Origin of the sequence: Mycolicibacterium tokaiense, assembly GCF_010725885.1 — a bacterium.
GTDB lineage: Bacteria > Actinomycetota > Actinomycetes > Mycobacteriales > Mycobacteriaceae > Mycobacterium > Mycobacterium tokaiense.
The window spans coordinates 3614882-3633714 of the sequence record NZ_AP022600.1; the positions used below are offsets into that span (position 1 = coordinate 3614882).

Genomic DNA, 18833 nt, shown 5'->3' on the forward strand with positions numbered 1-18833 from the left:
CGGCGATCGGCGTTTCGGGGGGCGTGACGCGAGGTACCCCGCGGAGATGTCGCCGCCAGGGCCCGCCACAGCTGCCGTCCTCGGCGGTCTGGACCAGGTGCGCAGGTGGCAGGAGAACCTGTACCGCCGGCTGCACCAACACCCGGAGCTCTCGCATCAGGAGAACCGCACCGCCCGCGCTGTCACGGAGCGGTTGATCGCCTGCGGATACCAGGTGCACGACGGGATCGGCGGCACCGGCGTGGTGGGCATACTTCGTAACGGCCCGGGTCCCACCGTGCTGCTGCGCGCGGACATGGACGCGTTGCCGGTGCGCGAGGACACCGGACTCGACTACGCCAGCACCGTTCTGGCCACCGACGCCGACGGCAACCAGGTGCCGGTGATGCACGCCTGCGGGCACGATGTGCACGTCACGGCACTTCTCGGCGCTGCTCAACTGCTGGCCGACGGTGCCGAACACTGGGCCGGCACCGTGGTGGCGGTGTTCCAGCCTGCCGAGGAGACTGCCGACGGTGCGCGTGCCATGGTCGACGACGGCCTCGCCGCCCTGCTCCCAGCAGTGGACGTCGCCTTCGCGCAACACGTCCTTCCACTGCCGGCCGGGCTGATCGGTGTCCATGCGGGCCCGTTCATGGCCGCCGCCGACAGCATTCGGGTAACCGTGCGTGGCCGCGGCGGGCACGGGTCGATGCCGCAGGCCACAATCGATCCGGTGGTGCTGGCGGCAATGATCATCGTCCGGCTGCAGACGGTTGTCTCCCGGGAGATCGCGCCCAGTGAAACCGCGGTGCTCACGGTGGGAAGCGTGCAGGCCGGGAGCAAGAGCAATGTCATCCCGGACCGCGCGGTCCTGCTGCTCAACATCCGCACCTACAGCGAACAGACGCGGGCTGCGGTGCTCGCAGCGATCCGCCGGATCGTCTCCGCCGAATGTGCGGCCGCCGGGTCTCCGAAGGACCCTGAGTTCGAGATGTTCGATCGATTTCCGCTGACCGACAACGATGTCGAGACGACGGGGCGCGTGCGCGGCGCCTTCGAGGCCGTCTTCGGTGACCGGTGCCGGGAGTTGCCGCAGGGAGCGGGAAGCGAGGACTTCAGCGCCATCCCGTCCGCCCTGGACGTGCCGTACTCGTACTGGGGTATCGGCGGTGCCGACCCCGAGGCCTTCCGCCAGGCACTGGAACACGGCCGGGTCGACGAGGACATTCCGGTCAACCACTCGCCGCATTTCGCCCCGGTCGTCCAGCCCACCCTGGACACCGCCACCCAGGCGCTGGTGGTGGCTGCGCTGGCATGGCTGGCTCCGTCCTGATCCGGCGTGTGTACGCCCGACTGAGCGACGTTACATTTCCGCCCGAGAACGACATGTGATGAATCCGTGCCCAGTCGGACGCTCGTTTGTTACTGTCCGGTAGTGATCCGGGCTGGGGCAGTGGTCGTCGTCGCATGTATGGGTATCGTCATCAACTGTCTCGCAACCGGATTGGCGCATGCGGACGACTGGTATCCGTACTACAACGAGGACGAGTACACCGCGTTCTACACGCCACCGATTCCGTTGCCGGACGGGGTGCCCGGTGACCTGATTCGCACGGAGCCGTCGCGGTTGGTGCTGGAGCCGTCCGGGCAGCTGGGCGCGATCATGGCCACCGGCACCCGGATCATGTACCGCAGCACCGATGCCCGCGGGCGTCCCAACGCCGTCACCGGAACCTATTTCGAGCCTTTCAACGCCTGGCCCGGGCAGGGGCCCCGTCCGCTGATCGTCTACGGGCCCGGTACGCAGGGCCAAGGTGACCAGTGCGCGCCGTCGCGGTTGTTCAATCAGGGCATCCACTGGTCGCCGTACCTCGACTTCACGTTCAATTACGAGGAACTGTTCGTTGCGACCATGGTGGCGCGTGGGTTCGCGATCGTGATGACCGACTATGAAGGCCTCGGCACCCCCGGCGTGCACAGCTATGTCAACCGGATCGCCCAGGGCAACGCCATGCTCGACGCCGGCCGGGCAGCCATGCGCCTGCCGGGAACGTCCCTGGATCCGCAAGGGCCGCTGGCCTTCTGGGGATACTCACAAGGCGGGGGAGCCGCCGCCTCGGCCGCTGAGCTGGCCTCGGCGTATGCACCGGAACTCGACGTGGTGGGCACCTACTCCGGTGCGCCGCCGGCCGATCTGACTGCGCTGTTCCCGTTCGCCGACGGCAGCGCACTGGTCGGCGTGGTCGGATACGCGATCAATTCGGTGATGGCGACCTACCCCGAGGCCGAGCCCGCCGTCCGCGCCACCCTCACCCCCCGTGGCACCGACATGCTGTCCAAAGTGGCTGAGCAGTGCATCCCCGAGACCATCGCGAAGTTCACCTTCCGGCACCTGCAGCTGTATTTCAACGCGCCCATCACCGACCTGGTCCAGAAGGAGCCGTTCAAGGGGCTGCTGGACCTGCAAAAACTCGGCCGCTACACGCCCAATGCGCCGGTGCTGTTGAACAGCAATCGATTCGATCCGCTGGTGCCGTACGCGCCCGTCGCGCAATTGGCCCGCGACTGGTGCGCCCAGGGTGCGGACGTCGATTTCCGCACCAACGAGCAGCCCCCGTTCCTGAACAAGGCGGCGGTCAATCACGCCCTGCCGATGCTGGTGGACGGCGAACCGGCGATGCAGTGGATCGCCGCGCGGTTCAATGGTGTGCCGACAACCCCGAACTGCGGTCAGTACTGAGCAGAACTCTCGGTTAGGCTGCGGCGGTGCTCATCGTGATCGAAGGCGTGGACGGTGCCGGCAAGTTCACCTTGTCGCAGGCCCTGCAGTCGGCGTTCGCCGCCGCCGGAAAGTCGGTGACGACGCTGGCGTTTCCGCGGTACGGCCAGTCGGTGACCGCCGACATCGCCGCCGAAGCCCTGCACGGTGATCACGGTGACCTCGCGGACTCGGTGTATGCGATGGCGATGTTGTTCGCGTTGGACCGCGCCGGAGCCATCGACGAGCTGGCCGCGTTGCGGGCCGCTCACGACGTGGTGATCCTGGATCGTTACGTCGCCTCCAACGCCGCCTACAGCGCCGCTCGGTTGCACCAGGGTGCCGACGGTGACGTGGTGGACTGGGTGTACCGGCTGGAGTATGAGAGGCTGCGCCTGCCCAGCCCGGATTATCAACTGCTGCTTGATGTTCCGGTGGAGTTGGCCGAGCAGCGGGCGCGCTCGCGGGCGGACGGCGATCCCAGCCGGGCGCGGGATGCCTATGAGCGCGACGGTGGGCTGCAGCACCGCACCGCCGCGGTCTACTCCGAGTTGGCCGCCGCCGACTGGGGCGGGCGCTGGTTGATCGCTGGAGCGGATGCCGACCCGGCTGCCGTGGCCGCCGACGTCGCAGCAGCCCCTTGACCCGCGATCAGTAGATCCAGGAGATTGTCGAAAGAAGCTGTTGCATCGGGCGTTTGACCGATGCCTGCCAACTCCACGGATACCGCCCCGTGGATGGCGCTCCACACAGCCTGGGCGGTCTCGGTGGGTTCGGAACTGCCGAGACCGGTCACCAATCCGACCAGTGTGGTGAACACCGACCGGCCGTGGGTGGCCACGGCGGACGACTGATCGCTCAGTGGGGTGCCGGCGGCGAAGATCAGTGCGTAGCGGGCGGGATGGCCCAGCGCGAAATCCCGGTAACCCCGGCAGGCCCGGCGCAACCGGTCGTCGGCCTGGCCGCCGTCGACCTCGATCGCCGCGGCCAGGTCGTCGAGTGCCCGGTTGGCCAGGGCGACCAGCAAGCCCTCCTTGTTGGCGAAGCGGTTGTACACACCCATGGGCGCCACCGCGGCCTCCTTCGCGACCGCGCGCACGGTCACCCCGTCGGCGCCGTCGCGGTCCAGCACGGTCTCGGCCGCCTGCAGCAGCGCGGCCGAGACCTCCTCACTGGCCGTGCGTCGGCGCGTCACGGCCGCGCCGGTGCGTCGGTGGCGCGGTGGGCCAGCCACGCCAGCGAGACGTCGGCCACGTCGCGCCATCCGTGGTCGATGGTCAGGGAATGCCCGCGTCCCTCGAACTCGTGGAAGTCCGTGACGGCCTCGGATCGGCGGTACAGCCGATGGGCGGCCCGGGCGGTGCTCAGCGGAACGGTGTGGTCGACCGAGCCGCCGGTGATCAGCAGCGGGCCGCGGTCACCGCGGGCGGTGTCGACGGCGGCGGGGGAGCCGGAGACGAAGTTGGCGGTGGCCGCCTCGAACAGCGGTTTGCCGGGCGACGGGATGGACCACTGCTGCCAGAGCGCGTCGGATTCGGCTGCGGTCACAGCGTTGCCGAAGCCGTAGCGCCACTGCTCCTGGGTCAGCGCGACGGCGCGCTTGCGGTTGCGCGGGTTGCCGAGAACCGGCAGCGCCGAACGCAACTGGGCCGACGGCAGCGCCCGGATGCCCTTGATGGGGGCCGGATCGATGGCCACCGCGGCGGCAGCGCGATTCTGCACCAGCAGCTTCTGGGCGATCAGCCCGCCGAACGAGTGGCCGATCACCACCGGCGAGGTGTCGAATCCGTTGAGCAGCGCGGCGAAGTGGTCGGTCAGCGCGTCGATGCCGTAGCCGGCCTGGGTCTCGGGGTGGGCGCGAGTGGCCTCGATGGACGCTTGTTCGCCCGGCCACGGCAGCGCGACGGCCTGGTGCCCCTGCGCGGCGAAGTACTCGATCCAGGGCTGCCATGCGCTCTGAGCGATCCACAGTCCATGGATGAAGACGACGTTGGTCATGATGTCGGTCCCTTCGAAACTCTTATAGAACGATGTTACATAGGCCTCAACCGTGGTGGGGCCGCAGTTGTTCCCGAGATCCGAGGGAGATTTGCGCGTGTGGTACCGGAGTTTTGTCGCGTATCGGTGACACCATGGACACCATGAGGCAAAGGATCCTGGTTGTCGATGACGATGCATCGCTGGCCGAAATGCTCACCATCGTGTTGCGTGGTGAGGGGTTCGACACGGCGGTGATCGGTGACGGCACGCAGGCGCTGACTGCGGTGCGTGAATTGCGTCCCGATCTGGTGCTGCTGGATCTGATGCTGCCCGGCATGAACGGGATCGACGTCTGCCGGGTGCTGCGTGCCGATTCGGGTGTGCCCATCGTGATGCTGACCGCCAAGACCGACACCGTCGACGTCGTTCTCGGCCTGGAATCCGGCGCCGACGACTACGTGATGAAGCCCTTCAAGCCCAAGGAGTTGGTGGCCCGCGTGCGCGCCCGGCTGCGGCGCAACGAGGATGAGCCCGCCGAGATGCTGTCGATCGCCGACATCGACATCGACGTCCCGGCGCACAAGGTGACCCGCGCGGGAGAACAGATCTCCCTGACCCCGCTCGAGTTCGACCTGCTGGTGGCGCTGGCACGCAAACCGCGTCAGGTGTTTACTCGGGATGTGCTGCTCGAACAGGTGTGGGGATACCGCCACCCGGCGGACACCCGCCTGGTCAACGTGCACGTCCAGCGGCTGCGGGCCAAGGTTGAGAAAGATCCCGAGAACCCGCAGGTGGTGCTGACCGTTCGAGGGGTGGGGTACAAGGCCGGACCACCATGACAGGTCCGTTCACGTGATCCTGCGCTCGAAGCGGCGCACTCGCGGACGCTGGGGCCGCACCGGCCCGTTGCTACGCGGCCTGAGTGCGCTGAGCCGGGCGGTAGGGGTGGCCTGGCGCCGTTCGCTGCAGCTGCGGGTGGTGGTCCTGACCCTGGGGCTGTCGCTGGCCGTCATCCTGGTGCTCGGGTTCGTGCTCACCAGCCAGATCACCGATCGGGTTCTCGACGTCAAGGTCCGCGCGGCCACCGAGGAGATCGAACGGGCCCGCACCACTGTCAGCGGCATCGTCGGCGGTGAGGAATCCCGCTCGCTCGACAGCAGCCTGCAGCTGGCGCGGAACACGCTCATCTCCAAGTCCGACCCCGGCGCGGGGTCGGCGTTGGCGGGCGCCTACGACGCCGTCCTGGTGGTCCCCGGTGACGGTCCCCGCGCCGCGACGGCCGCCGGGCCCGTCGACCAGATCCCGGCAGCACTGCGCGATTTCGTCCAGGCCGGGCAGGTCAGCTACCAGTACGCAGGAGTGCGCACCGAGGGGTTCTCCGGTCCGGCCCTGATCATCGGCAGCCCAACCGCATCGCGGGTGACCAACCTGGAGATCTACCTGATCTTCCCGCTGTCGTCGGAGGAGAGCACCATCACGCTGGTGCGCGGCACCATGGCGACCGGAGGTCTGGTGCTGCTGGTGCTGCTGGCCGGCATCGCGGTGCTGGTGTCCCGCCAGGTGGTGCTGCCGGTGCGATCGGCCTCACGGATCGCCGAACGCTTCGCGGAAGGGCACCTGACCGAGCGGATGCCGGTGCGCGGCGAGGACGACATGGCGCGGCTCGCGGTCTCGTTCAACGACATGGCCGAGAGCCTGAGCCGCCAGATCACCCAACTCGAGGAATTCGGCAACCTGCAGCGCCGCTTCACCTCTGACGTCAGCCATGAGCTGCGGACGCCGCTGACCACCGTCCGGATGGCCGCCGACCTCATCCACGATCACAGCGAGGAACTGGACCCGGCGCTGCGGCGCTCCACCGAGTTGATGGTCAACGAGCTGGACCGGTTCGAGACACTGCTGGCCGACCTGCTGGAGATCTCCCGGCACGACGCCGGTGTCGCCGAACTCTCGGTGGAGGCGGTGGACCTGCGGTCCACGGTCAACAGCGCGCTGGGCAACGTCGGACACCTTGCCGACGACGCCGGCATCGAATTGATGGTGGAGATGCCCGCCGAAGAGGTGATCGCCGAAGTGGACGCGCGCCGGGTCGAGCGCATCCTGCGCAACCTGATCGCCAACGCGATCGACCACGCCGAACGCAAACCGGTGCGAATCCGTATGGCCGCCGACGAGGACACCGTGGCGGTGACGGTGCGCGACTTCGGCGTGGGCCTGCGACCGGGCGAAGAGAAGCTGGTGTTCAGCCGGTTCTGGCGCTCGGATCCCTCCCGCGTGCGCCGCTCCGGGGGCACCGGTCTGGGGCTGGCGATCAGCATCGAGGACGCCCGGCTGCACCAGGGCCGGTTGGAGGCCTGGGGCGAGCCCGGCAACGGGGCATGCTTCCGGCTGACGCTGCCGCTGGTGCGCGGGCACAAAGTCACCACCAGTCCGTTGCCGCTCAAACCCATCGCCCCGGAACGCGACGGTCGCACACCGTCCGCGCAGCCGCGCAGCCGCGAAACTGCCGGGAAGAGCCAGTGAATCGCCTTGCCGCCGCCATCGTCCTGGTGGTGGCCCTGCTGTCGGGCTGCGCCGGAGTGCCGAATTCGTCTGCGCCTCAAGCCATCGGAACAGTCGAACGGTCGGCTCCGCCCAGCCTGCCGAAGCCGACACCGGGCATGGAGCCCGATCTGCTGCTGCGTGAGTTCCTCAAAGCCACTGCCGATCCCGCCAACCGGCACCTCGCGGCGCGCCAATTCCTCACCGAGTCTGCGTCCAACTCCTGGGACGACGCCGGTAGCGCGCTACTGATCGACCGCGTGGTGTTCGTCGAAACGCGGAGTGCAGAACGGGTTTCGGTGTCCATGCGGGCTGACATCCTGGGTTCGCTGTCCGACATCGGAGTGTTCGAGACGGCCGAGGGGGCACTGCCGGACCCGGGCCCGATCGAGCTGGTCAAGACCGAAGACGGCTGGCGCATCGACCGGCTGCCCAACGGGGTGTTCCTGGACTGGCAGCAGTTTCAAGCGACCTACAAACGCCACACGCTGTACTTCATCGATCCCACCGGCGCCACCATGACGCCCGACCCGCGGTATGTGGCGGTCTCCGACCCCGACCAGCTGGCCACCGAATTGGTCACCAAAATGATCTCGGGCCCGCGCTCGGAGATGGCCAACACCGTGCGCAACATGCTCGCCGAGCCGCTGCGTCTGCGCGGCCCGGTCACCCGCGCCGACGGCGGCAAGACCGGGATCGGCCGCGGCTACGGGGGCGCGCGCGTCGAGCTGGAAAACCTGTCCACCACAGACCCGCACAGCAGGCAACTGTTGGCCGCGCAGATCATCTGGACGCTCGCACGGGCAGACATCAAGGGCCCCTACGTCATCGACGTCGACGGCGCCCCGCTGGACGAACGCTTCGCCGACGGGTGGAACACCTCCGACGTCGCAGCCACCGATCCCGGCGCCACCGACGGCGCGGCGGCCGGCCTGCACGCCCTTCTGGGCGGTGTCCTGCATTTCCTGGACGGAGAACGCGCGACGCGGGTTCCCGGCGGTTTCGGTCAGATGCCGGATCAACGCGCGGCGTCGCTGTCGCGGGACGGCCAGCAGGTGGCGTCGGTGACGATGGTGCGCGCCGGGGCGCCGGATCAGGAATCCGCATTGTGGATCGGCGCGCTGGGTCGCGACGGCGAGCGGTCCACCGTCGCGCGCAGTCTCTCGCGCCCCACCTGGGCGCTGGATCAGGCGGTGTGGATCGTCGTCGACGGCAACATCGTCCTGCGCGTCATCCGCGAAGCCGCATCGGGTGAGCCCGCGCAGATCCCCGTCGACTCCACCGCGGTGTCCACCAGGTTCCCGGGGGCCATCTCGGAACTGCAGCTCTCCCGGGACGGAACCCGGGCGGCCATGGTGATCGACGGCCAGGTGATCCTGGCCGGTGTGGAGTTGTTGCCGGGTGGTGAGTTCGCGCTGACCTATCCGCGGCGGCTGGGATTCGGACTCGGCGACTCGGTGGTGTCACTGTCCTGGCGCACGGGTGACGACATCGTGGTCAGCCGCAACGACAGCGCCCATCCGGTGTCGTTCGTCAACCTCGATGGCGTCAATTCCGATGGGCCCAGCGATGATCTGCGCATGCCGGTAACCACGGTGGCCGCCAGTCCGGCCGCCGTCTACGTCGCCGATCGCGCCGGCGTCATACAACTCTCCGCGTCGGGCACCGAGAACCAATTGGCGTGGCGGGGTGTGCAGCCCCTGCTGATAGCCGGCGCCGTGCCGGTGCTGCCCGGCTGACTCTCAGCACAGATAGATGAACGCCGCGTCGTAGATGAACTGGGCGTCCTCGTAGGTGACCTCATCGGCGGTGTTCTGGTAGATGGCTTCCACCGTGGTGGCCTCCGGCACGGAGTGCGCGATGTCCGTGCAGATCTGGTAGCCCATGGTCAACGCGACGTCGGTGGGTCCGGTGAAATTGTTGTTCGCCAGGTCGGTCAGGAACTCCTCCTCACCGGCGTAGGCGGGCGCGGCCACGGTGAGCGCGGCGGCGAGCATGGCAGGTATGAGCAACAGCTTCAACATGTCAGATTCCTCTGTCGGGAAACGATTCTTGAATGCATCCGTGAAGTACGGGTCAGTTGCAGAATATGAATGCTGGCGCTCGACGATTTCGTATTCGTGCAGGTATTCGACAGCGCGAGCTCAGGATAGCGACGCGGTGACCATGTTCGCAGCAATATGCCGGGCAAAGGTGAATTGAGCGCCATCCGTCACGTCGATACCTTTTCTCTTGTGAGTGGAGAACTGCGGGTCGATCCGGCGGTGCTGGCCGCAACATGCTCGTCGCTGTCCGCGGCGGCCGAGCATCTGCTCAAGCAGTTGCAGACGTTGGACTCCCAGGTGGAGGGGATGCTCGCGTCGTGGCGTGGGCAATCCGGCGGCACCTACAAAGAGGCGTACGTGATGTGGTCCACCGGAGCCGACGAGGTGGAGAAGGGCCTGGCCATCATGGCCGACCTGCTGGGGCACGCCGGCACGGAGTTCGGCGCGCAGGACGACGCCGCCCGCGCCCAGTTGGACGGTCTGCATGGCTGAGGCATTCTCGGTGGAACCCCAGGGCTTGGCCGACGCGGTGGAGCGGATGTCGACCTTCCAGACCACCCTGGACGGCTTGTTGTCCGAGATCGACGCGGTGGTCAAGAATCTGCACCTGGGCTGGGACGGTGAGGCAGCCGCGGCACACCAGGCCGCCCACCGGCTGTGGACCGAGGGCGCCGCCACCATGCGCGACGCGCTGGAGAAACTGCACACCGCCGGCGGGGGAGCGCACGACAACTACTCCGGCGCCAGCTCGCTCAACGCGAAGATGTGGTCGACCTAGCCGATGGCCCCGCTGTCCGTCGATCCCGCCGCGCTCGACGGCGCCGGCGTCACCCTGACCGATGTCGGTAAAGACATCGGCTGGACCATGTCGACGCTGGCCGGGACGCTGTCGGGTTGCGGTGGTATGTGCGGGGACGACCCCGTGGGCGCGGCCATCGGGAAGTCCTACGATTCCGCGGCCGCGAGCCTGCTCAAGGCCTTCGCCGCATCCCGCAACGGGCTGGTGAATCTCGTTGATGGCGTGCGGATGTCGGCACACAACTATTCGATGGCCGAGTCGCTGTCCGACGGGCGGGGCCGCGCCGAGCCGTTGCCGGTGCCGGGCTCCAGCGGTGCCATCGCTGCCGGCGAATCGCCCACCTCCGTCGGCGGCGGAATACCGGCGCCGGCGGGCTTCGGCTGGGTGAGCAAGTACATCGGGATGATCTGGCCTGCAGCCGATTCCGCGCAGCTACGCACTGCGGCGGGTGCCTGGATCGCGGCCGGCACGAACCTGCTGGCCACCCAGGCCACAGCAGCACCCGCGCTGGGCATCATCGGCGGCCAACAGATCCCCGAGGCCGAGGCCATGGGACAGGCGTTCGCGGACTCACTGAAGTCCGCCTCGGATGTCATGGTGCACAGCAATGCCATTGCTGCCAAGCTGATCTCGTACGCCGACCAGGTGGATGAGGTGCACGCCGCGATCATCGACCTGCTGGCGCGCATCTGCGATCCGATGACCGGGGCGAAGATCATCTGGGATTTCCTCACCGACGACGAGGAATCCGAGATCAAAGAGATCGCCGAGGACATCAAAACCGTGGTCGACAACTTCGCCACCCAGGTGAACGCTCTGATGGCCGAACTCGAGCCCATGGTCGGAGCAGCGGCCACCATCGCCGAGAGCATGCTGAAGTTGGCGGACAAAGAGTGGGAACAGTTTCTCCAGGGCAACCCGGTGGGCCAGCTCATCGACGACATGGCCCAGGCAACCAAGGGCTTCGGGCTGCAGGCGTGGGAGTTGGTCGAGGGAGCGTGGACTTACAGTCCGCAGCGGGCGGTGGTCGATCCGCAGGGCAGCCTCGACTCCTACCGCCAGTTGGTCAGCGGCATGGCCCCGCTGGTGGGTGCTGATGAGGACGGCTGGACCGGGACGGGCGACGCATGGCTTCAGGTGGGCAAAGAGACCGTGCACTGGGATCTGTGGAAGACCAATCCGGCGGAGGCGCTGGGACGCAGTGTGTTCGACGTCGCCACGTTCTTCCTTCCCGGCGGCGGCGCGACCAAGCTCGGCACCCTGGGCCACGGCGCCGCCGAGACGGCCGAGGCCGCTGCGCGCACCGCGCCACGCCTGCTCGACCCGCCGAAGGTGCCCGAGCTGCCCAAGGTGCCGGAGGCACCCAAAGTCCCTGAGCCGCCCAAGGTTCCGGAGCCGCCGAAAGCGCCCGCCGGTGGTGCGCCCGCGCCGCTGCCAGAGTCTCCCAAAGGCGGCCCCGCGGGCAGCGGCGGTGCAACCCCCGCGTCGCCTCCCGGTGGAAGCGGCGGCCATCACGGACCGACCGCCTCTGGAGCGGGAGTTGCCGCCACCGGTGATGCAGGCAGGGCGACCCCCGACCCGGCACACAGCCCGGCTCCCGCAGCCGCCGGCTCGGGGGACCGGCTGCCGCCGTCGGGTGTGCCGGCGGCTGCAGCAGCACCGGCAGGTGCGCCGGGTGGCGGCCCGCCCGGTGGTGGTCTGGGGGCGTCGGCCAGCCTTGGTGAGCACGCGGGCCAGGTCGCGACGGATGGAGGCGGCAGGTCCCCGGGTGGCTCGTCGGATGGCGTTGGCGCCGGAGCTGATTCAGGCAAGGACCGCGAACTGGTGTCGGTGGGGGCGGGTGCTGAGAAGGCCGCCGACGGTGCGTCGTCCGGCGGGGGTCCGCCTACGCCGCATGATCCGGGCAGCGGGGGATCGGGCTCGAGTGGTCACGACTCGGGCGGAGATGGGCCTGACCCTGCCCCAGGTGCCGGTTCCGGTGACTCCGCTTTCGACTCGCCAGGGTTTGATTCTTCGGGACCACTAGATGTGTCTTCACCGCACGCCCAGGAGCTGGGTATGGACCCGGATGTCGGGCGATTCCGCCCGGCTGAAGCAGAAACGGGGTTGCGTATAGAGAATGAAACCGGCGTCACACTGGAACGGCTTCCGGGCGATTCCCCGGGTGATTGGCGAGATACCGCGACGGGAAAGACTTATGACGCCGTTGGGAATTTCGACGGGAAGTTCTTCGACAAGCAATGGGCTAATCTGAAGGAACAGATACTCAAGCACTTAGACAAGGCGGATTTTGTCCCAATCGATGTTTCCAAGTTCACGCCGGAGCAGACGCAGAAGGTGAAGGTCTTCCTTGAGGGCCTTCACACTGATCGCGCTTTCATTGTGGGCGAGGATGGTTAGGATAGATTGAGTTGCGAAGTATGGAGACAGAATGACGGGTTCGATCACCTTTTCTGAACACACCTGGGACGGGAAGTCTTCGGCTACGCATTTCGCCATGGATTTCATTGCGGAACGGCTACCGGCGGGCGAACTCAGAGACACCGTTAGAGAATTGGCGGATAATAACGTTCTGTTCTTGGATCTTCGCGGTGCTGAATCTGATTTGGCAGTGCGAATCTTGGCCCAGGATCTGCCGGAATACATACAGGGTATTGATGATGCCAGCCGGCGCGCAAATCTCGTAGCAATGTTCGGTGACCTGTGCGACTACGCTCGGCAACAATTAAAGTACAACGCACCGGAAGTTCCTTAGGGCCCCTCTGATGCTCATGAAATACCGCCGGGGCCTGAGGAACTGAGGCTAGCCGTGCGCGCATACGTTGGCCCATCGCTGGCCGCCTCCGCTGTTGAGGTCCACTCGCCAGGCCGCTTCGCCACGCGCAGTCGGGACTCAGCGAGATGTCGGGTTTCCCTGGAAACGCTGAATTTGGCCGCCGTGTCCAGCTCCTCGTGCAGGACGTCCTCGACGTCATAGACATGAGTAGCTACGGTCTGTGCGAACTGATCTGGACGTTGAATTCCGACGACGCGCTGTCTCAAGCCCAAAAGATCGCCATCGCAACCGAATCCGTGACACTGCTCCTCCGCGACCATGGGGTCTCGCTGGTGCAACTGACGTGGCCGTCGGAGACACCGACGCAGAGCCTGGCTCTCGCCGACGTCGACGCAGCGAGCTTCAAGGCCCCGGCGGCCGCCGGTAGTTACACCGCACTCGTGCGTGGACGGCCGCGGTGAGCGGCACCGTCCTGTTGACCGGGTCTGCGTGCGACGGGAAGCCCCCGCCGCGTCGACCGCCTGGGAGATGAGGGGGGTAACTACCTTGCAGTTCGGGAAGATGGGGTCGCAGCGTCATTTGAGGCAAGGGGTTTGCCGATCGATTCTCTCGAGCTCGACTACCATGCGTATGAGTTGACGGGTTCGATGCCCGAAGGCTGGACCGTCGAAATCTCCCAGGTCGCACCGGCATTCGGTCGAGAAGGTGGGAGTTTGCAGGTGTTGATTTTCGATAGCGTCGGCAGGAAAGTCAGTGTCGATCAACTCGAACGGGCGGGTGTGCTTCGGTGACCTCCAGCAGCAGTCCTTTCACTCCGTCACCGCGCTTACTCGCATGGGCCGAGCAGGCGGGTTACAGGTTTGACGCCGATGGGCCCAGTGGAAGCTCGGCTTTTCACAACGCTGGGTGGGAGACGGCATTCTTTGTAAGGGCAGCAGGGCCGTTTCTCCGAATCTCATCCTCTACGCGAAACCAAGACGAGGAATACCTCGCGGACGTGAGTACTGCGGACGTGGCCGAAGATTTTTTCTTGGTTGAGTTCGGGTCCAGCGTTCGAAGTGCCCTTCGGCTGCCGAGGATTCGACTTCCGCTTTCTCGAGATGACGCGTATCCGGGATTCCGGGTTGATGACACCCGTGCAGACAGGCTCGTTCTTCTCGATGGCACCGGAGAACCCGTGGTGGTTATGGATCGACCATGGGATCCGTTCAGTGATGTCTCGACGTTGGTGAGATTGTCATGGGGGATCGGCGCTCCTTCCGACTCGGTGGCCGAGTCGTTCATAAGTCCTACAGGTCAGCCGCTCTTTGAACTCAAGTAGCTGTCGCGGGTGAGATCCTGACTGCGCCCGCCGCCAACAGCGGCTCAACACGTCCCACCCCTGAGTTGTCACACCCCCGGGCCAGACTGCAGCCATGCTCGATCTGATCCTGCCGCTGGAGTGCGGAGGTTGCGGCGCGCCGGGGGAACGCTGGTGTGAGGCGTGCGCGACGGCCCTGTGTGTGCGGCCCGACGAACCCGTCGTCATCACCCCGCGGCTGGATCCCGGGGTGCCGGTATTCGCGCTGGGCCGCCACGCCGGCAGCCGCAGGCAGGCCATCGTTGCACTCAAAGAGCACGGTCGCAGCGACCTGGTGCCACCGCTGGCCTACGCCCTGGCCGGGGGAATCCAGCGTCTGCTCACCTGGGGGGTGCTTGCGGAGTCGCTGGCCGTGGTCCCGGCACCCACCCGTCGCAGCGCTGCCCGCCGGCGCGGCGGTGACCCGGTGACCCGATGCGCCACCCGCGCCGTCGCGGCGTATCCCGCAATCACGGTCGTCCCCGCACTGCGCCTGACCCGCGGTGTTCGGGACTCGGTGGGCCTCGGCAGCAGCGACCGCCAGCGCAACCTCGCGGGACGGGTGCGGCTGCGGCCCCGCAAACTGATCAGCGGGGTCGAGGTGCTCGTGGTGGACGACATCGTGACCACCGGGGCCACCGCCTGCCAATCGGTGCGGGTGCTCTCCGAGGCGGGTGTCCAGGTGGCCGCGGTGCTCACCCTGGCCTACGCCTGACCAACGTCCTGACGTTACGGACCACGGTCCCAGGTAACGACGGTCGAAAGAACTCGCAACAGGTGCGCGAAAAAGGTGGCACGTTTGGGTGAACTCGGACTACCTTCGTGAGCAACACGCTGTGAAGGACTCGCAGCCGGACTTGCCGGGCCGTAGCCTGCGAGGCCACTTCGCCCGGAGGCGACAGGAGGTGATATCCGACCCCTGGCGCCGGCGGGTGTGCGTATCCGCTGAACCCCTCGGCGCATGTTTGTACAAGCCAGACACGCGCTCGCGTTCGACGCAGAGGAGTTTCGAGTTGTCAAGCATGACAAGCCAATCCGCCCAGATGCTGGCCGACACCGACGAGCAAGCTGAAGAGCTGCACGCCGAAGTGGTGGTCAAGGGACGCAACGTCGAGATTCCGGAGCACTTCCGGATACACGTTGCCGAGAAACTGACCCGCCTGGAGCGCTTCGACAAGACCATCTACATGTTCGATGTCGAACTCGACCACGAGAAGAACCGCCGTCAACGCAAGAACTGTCAGCACGTCGAGATCACTGCGCGCGGCCGCGGACCCGTGGTCCGCGGTGAAGCCTGCGCCGACAGCTTCTACGCCGCGCTGGAAGCGGCCGTCCAGAAGCTGGAGGCACGACTGCGCCGCGGCAAGGACCGCCGCAAGATTCACTACGGGGACAAGACCCCGGTGTCGGTCGCCGAGGCCACCGCCGCCATCGCGCCGGACTTCGACATTCCCGCAACCTCCCCGGGCGCCGCGGACGCGCGCACCGATCCCGCTGCCGACGAGCATGTCCCCGGCCGGGTGGTACGCACCAAAGAGCACCCGGACCGTCCGATGACGGTCGACGACGCGCTCTACGAGATGGAACTCGTGGGGCACGACTTCTTCCTCTTCCATGACAAAGAAACCGACCGGCCGACCGTGGTCTACCGCAGGCACGCCTACGACTACGGGTTGATCCGACTGGGCTGATCCGTCGACCCAGGTGGGCGGGATCCTGGCGGGATCCTGCCCACCTTCGTGTTCGGGCTCAGCGCTCCCAGCGGCGTCACCTACGATGGACTGCGCTAAGACTCCGATCCTGTAGGGGATATATCAGTGCTGCTCGATAAGCTGCTCCGCCTCGGCGAAGGTCGCATGGTCAAACGCCTCAAGGGTGTGGCCGACTACGTCAACACCCTCTCCGACGACGTCGAGACGCTCACCGACGCGGAGCTGCGCGCCAAGACCGACGAGTTCCGGGCGCGCATCGAGAAGGGCGAAAGCCTCGATGACCTGCTTCCCGAGGCGTTCGCCGTGGCCCGGGAAGCGGCCTGGCGGGTGCTCTCGCAGCGCCACTTCGACGTCCAGGTGATGGGTGGCGCGGCGCTGCACTTCGGCAACGTCGCCGAGATGCGCACCGGTGAGGGCAAGACCCTGACCGCGGTGCTGCCGTCATACCTGAACGCACTGTCCGGCAAGGGCGTGCACGTCGTCACCGTCAACGACTACCTGGCCAAACGTGACGCCGAGTGGATGGGCCGGGTACACCGCTTCCTCGGTCTCAACGTCGGTGTCATTCTCTCGGGACTCACGCCCGTCGAACGCCGGGCCGCCTACGCCGCCGACATCACCTACGGCACCAACAACGAGTTCGGATTCGACTACCTGCGCGACAACATGGCGCACAGCCTCGAGGATCTGGTGCAGCGCGGGCACAACTTCGCGATCGTCGATGAGGTGGACTCCATCCTGATCGACGAGGCCCGCACCCCGCTGATCATCTCCGGCCCGGCCGACGGCGCCTCGAACTGGTACACCGAGTTCGCCCGAATCGCGCCGCTGATGGAAAAGGACGTCCACTACGAGGTGGACATCCGCAAGCGCACCGTCGGCGTGCACGAGCTGGGCGTCGAGTTCGTCGAGGACCAGCTGGGCATCGACAACCTCTACGAATCGGCCAACTCGCCGCTGATCAGCCACCTCAACAACGCGTTGAAGGCCAAGGAGCTGTTCACCCGCGACAAGGACTACATCGTCCGCAACGGCGAGGTCATCATCGTCGACGAGTTCACCGGCCGCGTGCTGGTCGGCCGCCGCTACAACGAGGGCATGCACCAGGCCATCGAGGCCAAGGAACGCGTCGAGATCAAGGCCGAGAACCAGACCCTGGCCACCATCACGCTGCAGAACTACTTCCGGCTCTACGACAAGCTCTCCGGCATGACCGGCACCGCGCAGACGGAAGCCGCCGAGCTGCACGAGATCTACAAGCTCGGTGTGGTCACCATCCCGACCAACCGCGACATGGTCCGCCAAGACCAGTCCGACCTGATCTACAAGACCGAGGAAGCCAAGTACATCGCCGTCGTCGACGACGTGGCGGAGCGCTACGAGAAGGGCCAGCCGGTCCTGATCGGCACCACCAGCGTGGAACGCTCGGAGTACCTGTCGCGCCAGTTCACCAAGCGCAAGGTCCCGCACAACGTGCTCAACGCGAAGTACCACGAGCAAGAGGCGAACATCATCGCCGAGGCGGGCCGCCTGGGCGCCATCACGGTCGCCACCAACATGGCCGGCCGCGGTACCGACATCGTGCTCGGCGGCAACGTCGACTTCCTGGCCGACAAGCGGCTGCGCGCCCAGGGGCTGGACCCGGTGGAGACCCCGGAGGAGTACGAGGCGGCGTGGGAAGAGACGCTGTCGAAGATCAAAAGCGAGGCCGAGGAAGAAGCCAAGGACGTCCGCGCGGTCGGCGGGCTCTACGTGCTGGGCACCGAGCGCCACGAGTCCCGCCGCATCGACAACCAGCTGCGTGGCCGCGCCGGTCGCCAGGGTGACCCGGGTGAGTCGCGGTTCTATCTGTCGCTCGGCGACGAGCTGATGCGGCGCTTCAACGGCGCCACCTTGGAGTCGTTGCTGACCCGGCTCAACCTGCCTGATGATGTGCCCATCGAAGCCAAGATGGTCACCCGAGCGATCAAGAGCGCGCAGACTCAGGTGGAGCAGCAGAACTTCGAGGTCCGCAAGAACGTCCTCAAGTACGACGAGGTGATGAACCAGCAGCGCAAGGTGATCTATGCCGAGCGCAAGATGGTGCTCGAAGGCGAGAGCCTGCAGCAACAGGCGCATCAGATGCTCGTCGACGTCATCACCGCCTACGTCGACGGCGCCACCGCCGAGGGCTATTCCGAGGACTGGGACCTGGAGAAGCTGTGGGAGGCGCTCAAGACGCTGTACCCCGTCAGCATCGACCACCACGACCTCATCGACTCGTCGGTGGTCGGTGAGCCCGGTGAGCTGACCCGCGACGAGCTGCTGGCCGCGTTGTTGGCGGACGCCGAAAAGGCTTACGCCGCACGCGAAGCGCAGATCGAGGAGATCGCCGGGCCTGGCGCGATGCGACAGCTGGAGCGCAACATCCTGCTCAGCGTGCTGGATCGCAAGTGGCGTGAGCACCTCTACGAGATGGACTACCTGCGCGAAGGCATCGGTCTGCGCGCCATGGCGCAGCGCGATCCGGTGGTCGAGTACCAGCGCGAAGGCTACGACATGTTCCGCGGCATGCTCGACGCGCTCAAGGAAGAGTCCGTGGGCTTCCTGTTCAACGTGCAGGTCGAGGCCGCCCCGACGGCGGCCCCGGCGGTGTCGGCGCAAGCCGCTCCCGAGGGGCTGGCGGAGTTCGCCGCGGCCGCGGCCCGCAAGCAGGGCGCTCCCACCCCCGCTCCGGCGGCGGTGCGCGCCAAGGGCATCGAGGACAAGGCGCCTCCGCTGACCTACACCGGTCCGTCGGAAGACGGCAGCGCGGAAGTGAAGCGCCGCGACGGTGACGGTGGCACGTTCGTCGGCGATGGGACCACCCGCAAGGAACGGCGGGAAGCGGCCCGCCGCGCCGCCAAGACGCGCCGGGGCTGA

General features: G+C 66.8%; 19 protein-coding genes. 16 read left to right on the plus strand and 3 right to left on the minus strand.

The window, feature by feature from the left end; translation table 11 throughout:
* The first annotated feature begins 46 nt into the window (after nucleotides 1-46).
* From G6N58_RS17595 to G6N58_RS17605, 3 genes are all read left to right on the plus strand, one after another.
* Nucleotides 47-1315, plus strand: a complete 1269-nt coding sequence (locus tag G6N58_RS17595) for an amidohydrolase (RefSeq protein WP_115277864.1) — start codon at nucleotides 47-49, stop codon at nucleotides 1313-1315.
* A gap of 138 nt (nucleotides 1316-1453) precedes the next feature.
* Nucleotides 1454-2722: a lipase family protein gene (locus G6N58_RS17600; RefSeq protein ID WP_115277863.1), complete on the plus strand. Its 1269-nt coding sequence runs from the start codon at nucleotides 1454-1456 to the stop codon at nucleotides 2720-2722.
* 26 nt (nucleotides 2723-2748) lie between these two features.
* Nucleotides 2749-3384: a dTMP kinase gene (locus G6N58_RS17605; protein ID WP_115277862.1), complete on the plus strand. Its 636-nt coding sequence runs from the start codon at nucleotides 2749-2751 to the stop codon at nucleotides 3382-3384.
* On the opposite strand, the gene G6N58_RS17610 is transcribed toward G6N58_RS17605, so the two are convergent.
* Together G6N58_RS17610 and G6N58_RS17615 are read right to left on the minus strand one after the other, a co-directional pair.
* Nucleotides 3282-3935, minus strand: a complete 654-nt coding sequence (locus G6N58_RS17610) for a TetR/AcrR family transcriptional regulator (protein ID WP_163908224.1) — start codon at nucleotides 3933-3935, stop codon at nucleotides 3282-3284. The two genes, G6N58_RS17605 and G6N58_RS17610, sit on opposite strands and share 103 nt — an antisense overlap.
* Nucleotides 3932-4738: an alpha/beta fold hydrolase gene (locus G6N58_RS17615; RefSeq protein WP_115277860.1), complete on the minus strand. Its 807-nt coding sequence runs from the start codon at nucleotides 4736-4738 to the stop codon at nucleotides 3932-3934. Before G6N58_RS17615 ends, G6N58_RS17610 begins: the two co-directional genes overlap by 4 nt.
* 134 nt (nucleotides 4739-4872) lie before the next feature.
* Between G6N58_RS17615 and mtrA the strand changes: the two genes are divergently transcribed.
* Genes mtrA through lpqB form a run of 3 tightly spaced genes read left to right on the plus strand, consistent with a single transcriptional unit; the run spans nucleotide 4873 to nucleotide 9000 of the window.
* Nucleotides 4873-5559: a two-component system response regulator MtrA gene (gene mtrA / locus G6N58_RS17620; protein WP_068915896.1), complete on the plus strand. Its 687-nt coding sequence runs from the start codon at nucleotides 4873-4875 to the stop codon at nucleotides 5557-5559.
* A gap of 13 nt (nucleotides 5560-5572) precedes the next feature.
* Nucleotides 5573-7243 carry an MtrAB system histidine kinase MtrB gene (gene mtrB, locus G6N58_RS17625; protein ID WP_115277859.1) on the plus strand — a complete coding sequence of 557 codons (1671 nt, stop codon included), beginning with the start codon at nucleotides 5573-5575 and terminating at the stop codon, nucleotides 7241-7243.
* Entirely contained in the window at nucleotides 7240-9000 is a 1761-nt protein-coding gene (gene lpqB / locus G6N58_RS17630; RefSeq protein WP_163908225.1) for an MtrAB system accessory lipoprotein LpqB, read from the plus strand. The genes mtrB and lpqB overlap by 4 nt, the downstream gene beginning before the upstream one ends.
* 3 nt (nucleotides 9001-9003) lie before the next feature.
* Here the strand turns inward: lpqB and G6N58_RS17635 are convergent, their stop codons facing one another.
* A complete protein-coding gene (locus G6N58_RS17635; protein ID WP_115277858.1) occupies nucleotides 9004-9285 on the minus strand; it encodes a DUF732 domain-containing protein in 282 nt (93 codons plus the stop codon).
* Nucleotides 9286-9495: 210 nt separating this feature from the next.
* Between G6N58_RS17635 and G6N58_RS17640 the strand changes: the two genes are divergently transcribed.
* The 10 genes from G6N58_RS17640 (at nucleotide 9496) to secA (ending at nucleotide 18833) form a co-directional block, all read left to right on the plus strand.
* On the plus strand, nucleotides 9496-9798 hold the full coding sequence (locus tag G6N58_RS17640) for a WXG100 family type VII secretion target (RefSeq protein WP_163908227.1): 303 nt from the start codon (nucleotides 9496-9498) through the stop codon (nucleotides 9796-9798).
* Complete coding sequence (locus G6N58_RS17645) at nucleotides 9791-10084, plus strand: WXG100 family type VII secretion target (RefSeq protein WP_115277856.1); 294 nt, start codon at nucleotides 9791-9793, stop codon at nucleotides 10082-10084. The genes G6N58_RS17640 and G6N58_RS17645 overlap by 8 nt, the downstream gene beginning before the upstream one ends.
* A gap of 3 nt (nucleotides 10085-10087) precedes the next feature.
* The gene (locus tag G6N58_RS17650; RefSeq protein WP_163908229.1) at nucleotides 10088-12505 is read left to right on the plus strand and encodes an NAD(+)--arginine ADP-ribosyltransferase; all 2418 of its coding nucleotides are present in this window, start codon (nucleotides 10088-10090) and stop codon (nucleotides 12503-12505) included.
* A gap of 31 nt (nucleotides 12506-12536) precedes the next feature.
* Nucleotides 12537-12860 (plus strand): hypothetical protein, encoded by a 324-nt coding sequence (locus tag G6N58_RS17655; RefSeq protein ID WP_147289304.1) that lies wholly within the window; start codon nucleotides 12537-12539, stop codon nucleotides 12858-12860.
* A 224-nt stretch (nucleotides 12861-13084) separates the two neighbouring features.
* Nucleotides 13085-13342 (plus strand): hypothetical protein, encoded by a 258-nt coding sequence (locus G6N58_RS17660; RefSeq protein WP_147289303.1) that lies wholly within the window; start codon nucleotides 13085-13087, stop codon nucleotides 13340-13342.
* A gap of 60 nt (nucleotides 13343-13402) precedes the next feature.
* Complete coding sequence (locus G6N58_RS31230; protein ID WP_353961421.1) at nucleotides 13403-13672, plus strand: TNT domain-containing protein; 270 nt, start codon at nucleotides 13403-13405, stop codon at nucleotides 13670-13672.
* Entirely contained in the window at nucleotides 13669-14202 is a 534-nt protein-coding gene (locus G6N58_RS31235) for an Imm61 family immunity protein (protein WP_115277851.1), read from the plus strand. The genes G6N58_RS31230 and G6N58_RS31235 overlap by 4 nt, the downstream gene beginning before the upstream one ends.
* 94 nt (nucleotides 14203-14296) lie before the next feature.
* Nucleotides 14297-14935: a ComF family protein gene (locus G6N58_RS17675; RefSeq protein ID WP_115277850.1), complete on the plus strand. Its 639-nt coding sequence runs from the start codon at nucleotides 14297-14299 to the stop codon at nucleotides 14933-14935.
* Between the two features lie 307 nt (nucleotides 14936-15242).
* On the plus strand, nucleotides 15243-15911 hold the full coding sequence (gene hpf, locus G6N58_RS17680) for a ribosome hibernation-promoting factor, HPF/YfiA family (RefSeq protein ID WP_115277849.1): 669 nt from the start codon (nucleotides 15243-15245) through the stop codon (nucleotides 15909-15911).
* Nucleotides 15912-16040: 129 nt separating this feature from the next.
* The gene (gene secA, locus G6N58_RS17685; protein WP_115281440.1) at nucleotides 16041-18833 is read left to right on the plus strand and encodes a preprotein translocase subunit SecA; all 2793 of its coding nucleotides are present in this window, start codon (nucleotides 16041-16043) and stop codon (nucleotides 18831-18833) included.

Coding starts and splice junctions, on each gene's coding strand:
- G6N58_RS17600 (WP_115277863.1), top strand. CDS start 1,454: ATGGGTATCGTCATCAACTGTCTCGCAACCGGATTGGCGCATGCGGAC.
- G6N58_RS17615 (WP_115277860.1), bottom strand. CDS start 4,738: ATGACCAACGTCGTCTTCATCCATGGACTGTGGATCGCTCAGAGCGCA.
- G6N58_RS17675 (WP_115277850.1), top strand. CDS start 14,297: ATGCTCGATCTGATCCTGCCGCTGGAGTGCGGAGGTTGCGGCGCGCCG.
- G6N58_RS17655 (WP_147289304.1), top strand. CDS start 12,537: ATGACGGGTTCGATCACCTTTTCTGAACACACCTGGGACGGGAAGTCT.
- G6N58_RS17660 (WP_147289303.1), top strand. CDS start 13,085: ATGAGTAGCTACGGTCTGTGCGAACTGATCTGGACGTTGAATTCCGAC.
- hpf (WP_115277849.1), top strand. CDS start 15,243: ATGACAAGCCAATCCGCCCAGATGCTGGCCGACACCGACGAGCAAGCT.
- G6N58_RS17650 (WP_163908229.1), top strand. CDS start 10,088: ATGGCCCCGCTGTCCGTCGATCCCGCCGCGCTCGACGGCGCCGGCGTC.
- G6N58_RS17595 (WP_115277864.1), top strand. CDS start 47: ATGTCGCCGCCAGGGCCCGCCACAGCTGCCGTCCTCGGCGGTCTGGAC.
- G6N58_RS17645 (WP_115277856.1), top strand. CDS start 9,791: ATGGCTGAGGCATTCTCGGTGGAACCCCAGGGCTTGGCCGACGCGGTG.
- G6N58_RS17635 (WP_115277858.1), bottom strand. CDS start 9,285: ATGTTGAAGCTGTTGCTCATACCTGCCATGCTCGCCGCCGCGCTCACC.
- mtrA (WP_068915896.1), top strand. CDS start 4,873: ATGGACACCATGAGGCAAAGGATCCTGGTTGTCGATGACGATGCATCG.